General features: G+C 39.6%; 9 protein-coding genes and 1 pseudogene. 8 read left to right on the forward strand and 2 right to left on the reverse strand.

The features are described from left to right. The 6 genes and pseudogenes from KI363_RS21970 to KI363_RS05485 all read left to right on the forward strand — a co-directional run. A pseudogene (locus KI363_RS21970) lies at window positions 1-128 on the forward strand (carbohydrate ABC transporter permease); the annotation flags it as partial. A 191-nt stretch (window positions 129-319) separates the two neighbouring features. Continuing rightward, the gene (locus KI363_RS05465; protein WP_246516768.1) at window positions 320-1,945 is read left to right on the forward strand and encodes an extracellular solute-binding protein; all 1,626 of its coding nucleotides are present in this window, start codon (window positions 320-322) and stop codon (window positions 1,943-1,945) included. Window positions 1,946-2,350: 405 nt separating this feature from the next. Continuing rightward, window positions 2,351-3,949, forward strand: a complete 1,599-nt coding sequence (locus tag KI363_RS05470) for an extracellular solute-binding protein (protein ID WP_246516769.1) — start codon at window positions 2,351-2,353, stop codon at window positions 3,947-3,949. Between the two features lie 166 nt (window positions 3,950-4,115). After that, complete coding sequence (locus tag KI363_RS05475) at window positions 4,116-4,913, forward strand: ABC transporter ATP-binding protein (RefSeq protein ID WP_212965732.1); 798 nt, start codon at window positions 4,116-4,118, stop codon at window positions 4,911-4,913. 56 nt (window positions 4,914-4,969) lie between these two features. Continuing rightward, on the forward strand, window positions 4,970-6,367 hold the full coding sequence (gene hemG / locus KI363_RS05480) for a protoporphyrinogen oxidase (protein WP_212965733.1): 1,398 nt from the start codon (window positions 4,970-4,972) through the stop codon (window positions 6,365-6,367). Between the two features lie 66 nt (window positions 6,368-6,433). After that, window positions 6,434-7,624 (forward strand): MFS transporter, encoded by a 1,191-nt coding sequence (locus tag KI363_RS05485; RefSeq protein ID WP_212965734.1) that lies wholly within the window; start codon window positions 6,434-6,436, stop codon window positions 7,622-7,624. Between the two features lie 60 nt (window positions 7,625-7,684). Here the strand turns inward: KI363_RS05485 and KI363_RS05490 are convergent, their stop codons facing one another. Both KI363_RS05490 and KI363_RS05495 read right to left on the reverse strand, forming a co-directional pair. Continuing rightward, entirely contained in the window at window positions 7,685-9,178 is a 1,494-nt protein-coding gene (locus KI363_RS05490) for a cellulase family glycosylhydrolase (protein ID WP_212965735.1), read from the reverse strand. Between the two features lie 541 nt (window positions 9,179-9,719). Then, window positions 9,720-10,337, reverse strand: coding sequence for a YktB family protein (locus tag KI363_RS05495; protein ID WP_212965736.1), 618 nt, complete (start codon window positions 10,335-10,337; stop codon window positions 9,720-9,722). 188 nt (window positions 10,338-10,525) lie between these two features. Between KI363_RS05495 and KI363_RS05500 the strand changes: the two genes are divergently transcribed. Next, complete coding sequence (locus KI363_RS05500; RefSeq protein WP_158321614.1) at window positions 10,526-12,034, forward strand: DUF1846 domain-containing protein; 1,509 nt, start codon at window positions 10,526-10,528, stop codon at window positions 12,032-12,034. Between the two features lie 232 nt (window positions 12,035-12,266). After that, window positions 12,267-13,232 carry a 2-hydroxyacid dehydrogenase gene (locus tag KI363_RS05505; RefSeq protein ID WP_212965737.1) on the forward strand — a complete coding sequence of 322 codons (966 nt, stop codon included), beginning with the start codon at window positions 12,267-12,269 and terminating at the stop codon, window positions 13,230-13,232. The last annotated feature ends 132 nt before the right edge of the window (window positions 13,233-13,364 follow it).

The following is a 13,364-nucleotide window of genomic DNA, read 5'->3' on the forward strand; positions in this document are numbered from 1 at the left end:
AAGTTAAAACAGCCAGCCTCGTTAAATATGCCGTTATCATGGTCTCTTCCTTACCGCTGTTAATTATTTATCCTTTCTTACAAAGATTCTTTGTGAAGGGGGTATTGATTGGATCTGTGAAAGAGTAATCTCCTATTTTAGGATAATGCAAGAAAGCATCTTTAGTCAGCACATCCATTTTGTATTCATATGAATACAAACATTGTCCTTTTTATCTTCACTCGCACATATGATAACAGGGAAGTCTCTGCAAATGGGGGGGAGTTTATAAGATGTAAATCTATTTTTTCATTTTTGCGGAAAAATGGAGGGGATAGAATTGCGGTTTATAAAAAAGTCACTAGTTTGGATTATGTTGACCGGTATGTGCATCTTGGCGGCATGTGGTGACCAAACATCAGGTCCAGAAGATTTCGAAGTGGATGAAGGACAGTTGGAAAACTTCAATAAGGCTGGGATGCCAATTGTCAATGATAAGATTACACTCAAGTTCATGTCAGGGCAGTCGCCATTATCCTCCAATAATTACAATGAAACGCTCATATGGAAAACGTATGAGGAAATGTCAAATATTCATATTGAATGGGAACTGGTTCCAAATGATGGCCTAGAGGAGAAAAGAAACCTAGCACTTGCTGGAGGCACTTTACCGGATGTGTTTTATGCAATGGTTTTGCCAAATGAGGATCTGCTTAAATATGGTCAACAAGGTGTCTTTCTCAAAATGAACGACTTGATTACAGAGTATATGCCGAATTTGACTGCTTTGTTGGAAGAGTATCCTGAAATTCGCAAGGGGATCACATTCCCTGATGGGAATATTTATTCTGTTCCAACGATCTATGATCCTGAATTTACTTCCGTTTTAACCATTGCGAAACCATGGATTAGAAAAGACTGGCTTGACCAATTAGGAATGGACATTCCCCAGACGATTGATGATTTCTATGAATACTTAAAAGCCGTGAAAGTAACGGATCTTAATGGAAATGGCAAACAGGATGAAATTCCTTATGGTGCAACCGATATGGATGGTTTGATTGGATTTTTAAAAGGGCCTTTCGGTGTTGGGAATCGGGGCCTGAAACACCCCTATCTTGATATAGATCCGAAAATAAATGACTTGCGTTTTTACCCTATTTCGGATGGATATAAGAAAATGCTCGAATTTGCAAATACACTCTATTCTGAAGGATTAATTCAGGAAAATATCTATACCATTGATGCTAACGCGAGTTATAGCCTGGGTGCGGAAGGATTGTATGGGAGTACCGTTATTTCAAGTCCAGAAACCATTTATGGAAAAAATCCAGGAGGAAATTTCGTCGGATTACCCGCACTCGAAGGTCCGAATGGGAAGGCGTTTAACCAGATGAATTCTCCCTTATCATCTATGGGCGGCTTCGTTGTTACAAACGTGAATAAGAACGTCCCCGCTACACTGAGATGGATGGACTATTTCTACAGCGAAGAAGGGGCTAAACTGTTCTTTATGGGGGTTGAAGGAGAAACTTTTGAAGTGAATGAAAATGGAGATCTTCAATACCTGGAAAAAATTACGAATAGTCCCGATGGCTTAACCATGGAACAAGAATTGTCTAAATACATTATTTGGCTAGGAATAGGATATCCTGGGATTGTTAGAGAAGCAACGTTTAAAGGTGCTGAAACCTTACCGGCATCTCTTGAAACTGCTGAAGGATTGAAACCATACTTGCCTGAAGAAATTTGGCCACGGTTCACATATACAGTGGAAGAAAATAATAAATTAATCGGATTACAAGCGGATATCCATAAATATGTCGATGAAATGCGAGATAAATTTATTACTGGAGCTGAACCATTATCGAATTGGGATAACTATGTAAATAAGGTTAAGAAAATGAAATTGGACGAATACATGGAAATCCAAAATCAGGCATTAGAAAGATATGAAAATAACTAATCCTTAAAACTCACATTGGGAAGTGCAAAACTTGATATTTTTTCTTATATCTTGACATAGTGAGCGCCAAAGTGGTACCGTAAGATTATTGAAATATTAATCCGTTAAAGTGTATGTTTTATCGAAATATAATTTTGTTTATAACCTTATGAAAACGCTTGTATTAAGTCGGATCACGACAGAACAATTTGTAGAATGTAAGTTTTAAGAAACTAATAGCATAGGGTTTGCTCTATCCTAAGTATAGCGGTCATCGAGTAAAAATATATATGGAAGCGTTTTACATCAATTCCGGATTTATCAAGGCTCTGCCTTGTTAATCAATATTTTAAAGGGGGATGTTTAAATCGGATTCGTGAAGAAGAAATGTTTTACCTTTTAACAAAACGTATAGGGGGGCTTGCTTTGAAGGCCAAAAAGATATTCTATCTACTTATAGTGTTCATGTTGATGTTCTTAGTTGCTTGTAATAAAGAGTCTGGAAAAAAGACGACCACAACAGAAAAAGAAGCATCGGATAATTTAAATGAAACCGGTATGCCGATTGTCAAAGAACCTATTACTCTAAAAATGTTTGCTGGGATGGCAAAGAATACACAAAAAAACTGGAATGACATTCTCGTTTGGAATACGTATGAAGAGATGACAAATATTAAAGTAGAATGGGAGCAGGTCGAAGGAGAGGCGTTGGCTGAAAAAAGGAATTTAGCTTTAGCAGGTGGAAATTTGCCTGACGCTTTTTATGCGGCCGATATGCCACCCTTGGATATTTTAAAATATGGCCAACAAGGCGTGTTCTTAGAGCTAAATGATTTACTTGATAAGTATGCGCCGAATCTTACGAAACTCATGGAGGAAAATCCTGATATTCGCAAGGCAATTACATTTCCAAATGGAAAGATTTATTCACTTCCGGTTATCCATGATCCAGATTTTACTTCCGTAAGAACGCATCCACTTATGTGGTATAACTCTGAACTATTGGATAAATATGATATGGAAGTACCTGCTTCAACAGATGAATTTTATAATTACTTGAAAAAGGTGAAGAAAGAGGATCCAGATATCACACCGTTTGGTACCTATGACGCAACACTGATGGTGAATTATTTGCGCGGAGCCTTCGGGGTCGGTACAACGGGGCGCAGCTATATTGACAAAGATCCTGAAACAGGAGATCTTCGTTTTTATCCAACAACAGAGAATTATAAACAGTTACTACAATATTTGAACAAATTGTATACAGAGAAATTAATAGAACCAAATATTTATTCGATTGAATGGGCCCAATTCTTGAATAATGGAATGGAAGATAAATATGCGAGCATGATTTTTTATGCCCCTGAGGAACTTTTTAGTAAAGAAATTGGCGAGAAATATGTGGGGGGTGTGGCACTTAAAGGTCCGAATGGTGATCAAAAATGGTCTAATGTGGCCCACCCAGTTGGACATATTGGAAAATTTGTCTTAACAAATGAAAATCCTGATCCTGCCGCAACCATTAGATGGGTTGACTATTTTTATAGTGATGAAGGCTCAAGATTAACTTATATGGGTGTAGAAGGTGAAACCTATGAAGTAACAGAGGATGGGAAGTATAAGTACCTAGAGAAAATCACGAATAGTAGTGAAGGTTTAACGAAGGAACAAGAAATTGTGAAATATCTTGGCTGGGTAGGGCTTGGACCACCCGGAATCCTAATGCAAGACTATTTTGATGGCTCTGAAGGCTCAGATCAGGCAATTGAAGCGGCCAAAAAGGTAGAACCTGATTTGTTGGATGAAGTTTGGCCACAATTTACGTACACAGAAGAAGAAACAAGAAAATTAGATCCGCTTACCGCTGATATTGAAAAGTATGTTACTGAGATGCAAGATAAGTTTATTGTTGGTGAGGAATCCTTTGATCATTGGGATAAATTTGTAAAAAGTATCGAAAAAATGGGATTAGATGAGTACATGGAAATTCAAAAACAAGCATTTGAACGGTATGAAGCTAATTAAAATCGGATGTAATCGGTAAGATATCCAAGGACAAAAAAGGAGAAGATGCGTTGTCATCTTTTCCTTTTTTAAAATTTATTTCCTTCAAAATTTTTTGTTCATTCGCTATAATGGAAACTATTCATAACAATGAGCAAGAATGTTTTATAGGAAAGGGTGCTTTAAGATGGAGAATAAATTAGTTTCTTTAAAAGATGTTTCCTGGCGAAGGGAAGGGCGAAAGATTTTACATGATATTGACTGGGAAATAAAAGCAGGGGAGCATTGGGCAGTATTGGGATTAAATGGGTCTGGAAAGACTTCTCTTCTGAATATTTTAGCTGGATATCAATTCCCGACAACGGGGGATGTGAATGTTCTGGGGTATGAGTTCGGCAATTCTTATATCCCGAATCTGCGTAATGAATTAGGAATATTTAGTAGTTCACTTGAAAGATTTTCAGAAACACTAGATTTTGAAACAATTGAAGAAATTGTGGTGAGTGGAGAATTTGCCTCGATTGGATTGTATCAAGAAGTTCCGGCAGAAGCATGGGAGAAGGCGGATGCGTTAATCTCGAAATTCCGCCTCGATTATTTAAAAGGCAAAGAGTATCGTTACTTATCCCATGGGGAAAAGCGAAGAGTGTTAATTGCAAGGGCCTTAATGAATGATCCGAAACTGTTGATTATCGATGAGCCATGTTCTGGACTAGATATTCTCTCTCGGGAAGAAATTTTATTGTTAATCAAGGAGATTACTGAGCAACAATGCCATGTCGTCTATGTCACACATCATATTGAAGAATTGACCGAGGAAATCACGCATGTATTACTATTACGCGAAGGAGAGATCATTGGAAAAGGCCCTAAGAAAGCGGTATTAACGGATGAGCTTTTATCGAAAACCTTTAAACTAAACTTGAATGTACATTGGGAAGATGAGCGTCCTTGGGTCTCCGTGAAGAAGCCGTTAAATATCTGATTTTAAGGTGAATATGGTACACTAAAAGCAGAAATTCATGCAAATGAGGTGACGAGGTGAAGACGGTTTTAATCATTGGTGGCGGTATAACGGGGTTGTCAGCCGCATATTCTTTACATAAATGGAAAAAGGCAACACGAGCGAATGTACGATTGATTTTAGTGGAAGCAGAAGAGTCACTAGGAGGAAAAATTCGTACCAAAGTGGATCAAGATTTCATTATGGAAACAGGGGCAGATTCAATTGTGACCCGCAAAATGCAAGAAATGGATTGGATCGATGAGCTCGGTTTACAGGATGAGGTGGTTTATAATGCCACAGGTCAATCCTTTATTTATGTAGATGGTCAATTAGGGGCGATTCCCGCTGATTCTGTTTTTGGTATACCCGCAACCATCGAATCTTTGGCGAAAAGTTCCTTAGTGTCTGCTACTGGAAAAGTAGAGGCTTTAAAAGATTTTTACTTGCAAGATCGTTCTTTTTCGAAAAATGATTCCATTGATGATTTCCTTCGTTACTATCTAGGGGATGAAATGGTGGAAAAGCAAATTTCTCCTGTTTTATCAGGTGTTTATTCTGGGAAATTGGCGGATTTGTCGATTTCCGCGACCTTGCCATATTTACTTGAATACAAGGAAAAATATGGAAGCATTATGAAGGGACTTGAAATTCACCGTCAACAATTTCAAAGTAGTGGAGACAAAAAGTTTCTATCCTTTCAAAATGGTTTAAGCACTTTTATAGAAGCGATAGCAAAAGCGCTAGAAAACGTAGAAATCTTTACTTCCTACCAAGCTGAGCAGATTGAAAAGCAAGAAACGCGGTATCGGATTGCTTTCACCAATCACGAAGTAATGGAAGCAGATTACGTTATTTCTGCGATTCCAGCCTCTGCTTCTCAGGCTTTATTTAGCGAAACCGTAGTTGAACAGGAATTTGCTTCATTTAAAACTAGCTCTTTAATCAGTGTTTATATGGGATACGATGTACCAGACGAACTTTTACCAGAAGAGGGAACAGGCTTCATAACAGCAAATAATGAAGAGTTATCCTGTAACGCTTGTACGTGGACAAGTCGGAAATGGCATCATACATCACGCAAAGGGAATTTACTTGTACGATTATTTTATAAAAGTAGTCATCCCGCTTTTCCAACCATAAAAGATTTATCCGAAGCAGAGCTTATCGAAGTGGCCCGAGCAGATATTCGTAAAAGCTTACAGATTGAGGCACCGCCTGTTACTTCAAATGTGACAAAATGGATGGAAAATATGCCAACGTATCAGATCAATCACCAGCAAGCCGTTGACAAGGTTGAAAAGCTCTTGGCGGCTACTTATCCAGGGGTAAAACTTGCTGGTTGTTCCTACTTTGGTGTCGGCATTCCAGATTGTATCAAGAATGGAATCGAAACAGCCGCGACTTTAATCGAGCATCTAGAAGTAGAACTTTAGTATTTTTGCCCCTCTCGTAGGGGCATTGTTTAAACATCCTTATAAAAGAGGAGAAAAGGTGACTCCATGAAAATATTTCGGGATTTTCGCAGTTTCTTGCAAATACAAGGGGCATGGTATTTAATTTTAGGGATTTTTCTTTATGGAATCGGTACAGGGATCCTTTCACCAATGAACGCGATTTATATGAGTGAAGGCATAGGTTTGTCAAAAGGGGAAATCGCAACGGTGTTCTCTGTTTCTGTTCTGTTAAACATGCTGATCACGATTTTCGTTGGGATGATTAGCGATAAGATGGAACGAAAAAAGCCATTACCTTTAATCGCTCTGCTGCTTTGTATGTCTGGCCTGATGATCTATATGCAAGCGGATACTTTTATGCAAGCTTTAATCGGCATGATCATTACAGTCGCGCCCTCTGGACTGATTATGGGGCAAATTTTCGCAATGGCACGTAACCATTTTATGAAATTAGCACCGAAAATCTTTGAAATTGCCCAAATTTGGTTAAGGGCGATGATGAGTGTTGGCTTTTTCACTGGTTTATTAATCGGGGCCAATTTATATATGTTTGCAGATTTTAAAGGTGTTTTAATCGGAAATCTATCAGGTTATTTATTTTTGTTTTTATTACTTCTATTTTATAAAGAATTTAAAAATGAAGAGGGAGAGGGGGCCACAAGTACAAAGGGGGAGCGGTTCTCACTCATTATGCTATTGGCGCTGCTATTATTTGGTTGCGCAGATTCTTTGCGAGGGTTATATTTGCCGCTTGTAGTCGTTGATTTATTCGAAAAGCCTTATCTGATGTCTTATTTATGGAGTGTTCAAGCGGTTTTCGAATTATTATTTATGACCTTTGCAGGCTATTGGGCGATGAAATTTGGGAGTAGGCGAGTGTTTGTGCTCGGTGGTGTCTGTGCGGCGATCACGTACCTGATTTATAGTTCAAGTCCTCCCTTGTTTGTTTTCTTTCTCGTCCAGCCGCTGTATTCCTTCTTTGTTTCCGTATTATATGGAGTGGCGATGGGCTATGTACAAAGGATGTTCCATACAAAAATTGGTTTTGGCTCCAGTCTCTACGTCTTCTTATTCCAAATGGCCTCCTTAGTTGGCTATGTTTTACCTATTTGGATTCAAGGATATACCCCCAAGATTTTTATTATTCCCACGACCCTTGTGGAAACCGGCATTTTATTAATGACAAGTTATATGCTTTTTATGCGGTCTAAAAAAGAGCTTATGACAACGGCATAAATGGCGTCGTAACCTTCTGTTACGACGCCTAATCAGCATGTATAGTCTTGGTGGACACAATCAATCCTTCGTGATCACCAAGGAGCGAACCCCTTTAACAGCTTCAGGAATTTCCAGATACCCTGCAGATGAATCTTCTATTCTATGGATACGATAATTTGAACCGGCTGGTGATAAAACAACGTTGGCTTGTTCTACCTCTTGGATGTTCGGGAAATAAATGATAGTGGATTCGTTTAAGCTCTCCTTCCACCTCATTTGAAAGCTACCTATTCCTTCTTCGTGTCGATATTGGTACAGGTTCCCTGAAACAGCCATTGGGTAAGCACGTCTTACACCCAAAAACGGAAGATATTGATCCATATCTGGTGTATAATCCCAATACGTATCACTACATAAAAGTCGTTCCATTAACCGTTTGATATGCAAAGAGATATGAGCAGTATTGTTTGTATTGTAAAAAGCCCCCCATTCTCCGAACATCATGGGAATCCCTAACCGCTGTTTCGTTTGTTCATGTCTTTCAAAAATAAGATCTAAGCGTCGATCATTGGCCGTGTGAGCAAGTTCCGTGTCGACGACTAGATCATACGCATGGGGGGCATACACCTGCTGACTCTCTTTGTTTCCGGCATGATCCAATAAAGGTTGAATCATGATACTCACACCTAAATTTGCAAAATAATTCGTTTCCAAAAATAAGATTCGCTTATCATCAATCGTGCGAATGGCATCTGTTACTCTTTGAAAAAACGGCGATAAAATGGTTTGTTCGAATTTGTGTAAAATGGGACTTGGTGCATCTATGACTTGTTGAAAAATTGCTGCATCCTCTAGTAAATGGAAGTAATCTTCTTTTCTGTTCGGATCGAGAAAGGCAGCGAATATTTCTTCCTGTTCTATGTCTCCATTTTGAGATTGATAAATTTCCGCATATTGGTTCATCATCTTATCCATTACGTCAGTAGCCTCGCGACCAATAAAAGGTTCATTCAGTAAATCGTAACCGATTACATTTGGTTCAATATGCAGCTTCTGTACAAGATATTTCCAAGCATCGATAAAATGATCTTGAATCCCTTTTCCAACGGGACCAGGAGTATTACGCCAAAAATGATCAAAGGCATTCTGAACGGCTCCATTAAATAAGTAAGCATCACTCCAAGTAGCACCAGCTTCGTACAATTCCCCATCTGTTATAGTAGCCCAGAGAGGTGCACCATCTCCGAATGCAGAACTAAATAAATCCTGGTGCATATCCAAAAATACCCAAATATCCTGTTGCTCAGCTAAGCGAATGAAGTGGCGAATTTTTTCGATATAATCATCATTATAAACATTCGGCTCAGGTTCCAGGCCATCCCAAATGATGCCTAATCGAATCACATTCATACCCCAACTCTTCAATTTTTTGAAATCCCGTTCATCCCAATTGCCAATATAATGCGATTTTTTATCTTTACATACCATATTGACACCGTGGAGGAGAACCTCTCTACCAGTTCCGTCCACAAATCGCATCCCCTGAACTTTGACAGCCGCTAATTTATTCAACTTTACCATCCCCCTCAAATCATTAAATTTACATTCTATCTTCATTTTTAGAAAAGGATCATCCTTACATCCTAGCTTGTGGATAAGTTGCTTATGTCTCGGTTGACATCCAGCTCCAGCGCCCAGCGACTAGCAAACTTTCGGTGCCTTCCTACGATAAGTCAACATCAGCTCGCCTTTCAATGTCTAGCTGCAGGCGGTAGGGGCTCGAGGTCAAATAACCTGGAATTCTGGAAGGGAAAGAACGCCCTTCCAGATTCCAGAACATTTGCTTGTCGCCCCTGAACAACCGCCTTCCGCTTTTCGTGGCTCACTGTGTTTCCTTTATCTCAGGCCAACAGGATGTTGGTCAGAACGGCGTTGCGACGTACAAGGATGTACTAGTGCAGACGAAGCGACAGGACGTCGCGATTGAGTCTGCCGCCAGGACGGCGCGTCTTTAGCCGTTCAACCTTATTACCTTAAGTTTGTACGTCGCTAAACGGGCGCTTGCGCTTTTGTATTGTAAGAATGATCTCTTCGGATGTATCTGACCAAGTGTTTATTTGTAAGCTAAATGATATAATGGCACAAGTGATTCAAATGTCCCTTTCGTAAAATCTATGAAGCGTTTCCCATCTTTTAGAAGCAGGTCGTCTGGGGCAATATGCTTTCCAATTAAAAATTCTGCTTTTTTTACATCCCGAAAACGAGTCAGTACTTTTTCCAAATCAAGATCATGTAATGGAGTAGCATCCTTTTTCATATGGTCTTGAGATATCATATAATCTCCTGGGATAGTTTCTCTTATCATCTCGATATGGTCCAAAAAGTTTTGCGCCATTTTATCTTTATTCGGTAATTCATAAATGAAGGCTAACCAGATAAAAACATGATCATCAAATAGCCCTACTTGGAAGTGTGGATGTTTCTTATAGCCACGTTTATTGGGCGCAATCGCAAGCCAGGTATCTTGTGGGGGATTGACGGTTCTTCGGGCATGCCTGGCAATATGTAAAAACATCTCTGAACCAATCATCGCAGATAGATCAGCTGCTAAAGTGTCCCCAATCGCTCTAAATTTTGGTTGAATTCGTTCTTGAATGGCTACCATTCGTTCATCTAGTCCATCAATCAAAAAGGTATCAAAATCTTGTTGTTCAAACCCATTAAATACCATGTGTAGACTCCTTTCTGTGATTTCACGTGTTTTTGAGGTAGTACCGTGATTGTAATACGTAACTTAGCATGTACACTATTAATAGTATACATGAATCATCTTTTATAGGAAAAGATTTCAATTGATTGTAGATCTACCTTAAGAAAGGTAAAATAAGAATCAGAACATCGAAAGTGAGCGGAAAGAAAATGAGAAAAATTGGATTTGATTCGGAGAAATACTTGCAAGAACAATCTTCTTATATTTTAGAACGGGTGCAACACTTTGATAAGTTGTACATGGAGTTCGGCGGAAAATTGATCGGTGATAAACATGCTAAACGCGTTTTGCCGGGATTTGATGAAGATGCAAAGATGAAATTACTGGCTACACTAAAAGAGAAAGCGGAGATCATTATCTGTGTGTACGCCGGTGATATTGAACGGAACAAAGTACGCGAAGATTATGGCATTACATATGACCAGGATGTTTTACGCTTGATTGATGAATACCGAGGTTACGGCATTTCTGTTAACAGTGTCTTGGTCACCCGTTACCAAGAACAACCAAATGCGAAGGTGTTCATGGCGAAGTTAGAGCGGAATGGCATCAACGTTTACACGCATCGCGCTATTGAAGGTTACCCAACGAATGTAGAAGCAGTTGTTGGTGAGGAAGGTTTTGCAAAAAATCCTTATATTGAAACGACTAAGCCGATCGTAGTGGTAACGGCACCTGGCCCGGCTAGCGGAAAGCTTGCGACCTGTCTAAATCAAATGTATCACGAACATGAACGGGGGAATAAAACAGGCTACGCCAAGTTTGAAACCTTTCCCGTTTGGAACTTGCCATTAAAGCATCCGGTGAATATTGCTTATGAAGCCGCTACTGTTGATTTAAAAGACGTGAATATGATCGACAACTACCATTATGAAGCATACGGGGAAGTGGCGGTTAATTACAATCGCGATATCGAAACATTCCCTGTCATTAAACGGATTATTGAAAAAATCACTGGTAAAGAATCCATTTACAAGTCGCCGACGGATATGGGTGTTAATCGTCTTAAGTCGGGTATCATTGACGATCAAGTCATAAAGGAAGCTGCTAAGCAAGAAATCATCCGGCGCAGTTTCGCTGTAGAAAACGACTATAAAAAGGGATTGGCTGACAAAGAGACCCTCCGTCGTATACAAGTGATCTTAGAAGAAATCGACTTGAAAAAAGAAGACCGGGTACCCGTATTGCCAGCTCGCGACTATGCAAAAACGGTGCAGGAAAAGATCGGTAGCACGAATCCTCAAGCGGTGATTGCCATTGAACTACCGAACGGCGAGATCATCACTGGACGAACCACAGCTTTGATGGATGCTTCAGCAGCTGCGATTCTGAACGGGTTGAAGTCACTGGCTAATATTGCCGATGAAATCGATCTTCTAGCACCAATGATCTTGAAAACCATCCAGAATTTAAAAACAGAGGGGTTAAACAATCGAATACCGATATTAAGTGCTAATGAATTACTAATTGCATTGGCAATCAGTGCCGTCACCAATCCCACTGCCCAACTGGCTTATCACCAACTGTCGAATTTACAAGCCACACAAGCTCATTCAACGGTCATTTTGAATAGAGAAAACGAACAGACCTTGAAAAAACTTGGTATCGATATTACCAATGACCCGGTATACCCGACCGAGAATCTGTATTACAATTAATGAATCCATAATTGAAAGGGACTCTTCTGTTGGCTTTCCAAGTCTGTTATCGCCAACAGGAAGAGTCTGTAAGGTGTGAATCTGTAGTCTTGATATTTGAAAAATAAGGTAATAGATTAATAATGAAGGGAAAAACTTCTCACTTCTTTTATAAACCTTCTGAATTTTAGAGTGCCATTATTTTTGACTATATAAAATTTGACAATACGTATTGAAGAGGGGAAGGGTAAAAATGAAACCGACTATTTATATAAGTCAACCTGTTTCAGAGAAAGTTAGACAATATTTAAATGAATATTGTGAAGTGAAAGAGTGGCGGGGAGAGGATCGCATTCCACGAGAAACACTTTTGAAAGAAATTGCAAATGTAGAAGGGTTATTAACAGCCTGGCACAAAATTGATGAAGAATTACTAGCAGCTGCCCCGAAATTAAAAGTTGTAAGCAATGTTTCCGTCGGCTATAACAATTTTGATGTACAAGCCCTAAAGGAACGAAATGTAATCGGAACCAATACTCCTTATGTATTAGACGACACAGTTGCAGACCTAACGATGGCCCTTATTTTAGCAACGGCAAGAAGAATTACAGAGCTTGACAAATATGTGAAGGATAAGAAATGGGAACCTGTGAAGGATGAGGAGCAGTTCTTTGGATTGGATGTCCATCATGCGACGATCGGCATTATTGGAATGGGGCGCATTGGCGAAGCAGTTGCACAAAGAGCAAAGTTCGGTTTTGATATGGATGTCCTTTACCATAACCGAAGCCGTAAACCCGAAGCAGAGAAAAAGTATGAGGCCGAGTATTGTGAGTTGCCGAGTCTTTTAGAGCGTGCAGACTTTGTTGTGATGCTAACTCCCCTAACAGCAGAGACACATCATTTACTAGGTGAACAGGAATTCAAGCAAATGAAAAAATCTGCTATTTTTGTCAATGTGTCTCGGGGTCAAACAGTGGATGAACAAGCATTAATAAAAGCTTTACAAAATGGTGAGATTCACGGTGCTGGGCTTGATGTTTACCAAAAAGAACCAATAGAAAAAGATAATCCATTGCTAGAAATGCGCAACGTCGTAACCGTTCCTCATATTGGCTCAGCTACTGCGCAAACGCGCGAGGCGATGGCGATGCGAGCAGCTCAAAATATTGTTGCGGTTCTAACGGGAAAAGGAGCCATTGATCCTGTAACGGATTAATCTTAATGAATGCACCGTCACGTTATTACGGAGAAGTAGAAAAAGCGATAGGGCAAAGCGGATGGTCGTCACGTTATGTATGGAAGAGAGGAAAAAACGAAAGGGCACTTTTGCGCTTTTTCGAACAAGTGA

Origin of the sequence: Lederbergia ruris (assembly GCF_018332955.1) — a bacterium.
GTDB classification, from domain to species: domain Bacteria; phylum Bacillota; class Bacilli; order Bacillales; family Bacillaceae_C; genus Lederbergia; species Lederbergia ruris.

Excerpts from the sequence above, each read along its gene's own strand:
- KI363_RS05475 (WP_212965732.1), top strand. The coding sequence starts at position 4,116 with ATGGAGAATAAATTAGTTTCTTTAAAAGATGTTTCCTGGCGAAGGGAA.
- KI363_RS05485 (WP_212965734.1), top strand. The coding sequence starts at position 6,434 with ATGAAAATATTTCGGGATTTTCGCAGTTTCTTGCAAATACAAGGGGCA.
- KI363_RS05495 (WP_212965736.1), bottom strand. The coding sequence starts at position 10,337 with ATGGTATTTAATGGGTTTGAACAACAAGATTTTGATACCTTTTTGATT.
- KI363_RS05500 (WP_158321614.1), top strand. The coding sequence starts at position 10,526 with ATGAGAAAAATTGGATTTGATTCGGAGAAATACTTGCAAGAACAATCT.
- KI363_RS05505 (WP_212965737.1), top strand. The coding sequence starts at position 12,267 with ATGAAACCGACTATTTATATAAGTCAACCTGTTTCAGAGAAAGTTAGA.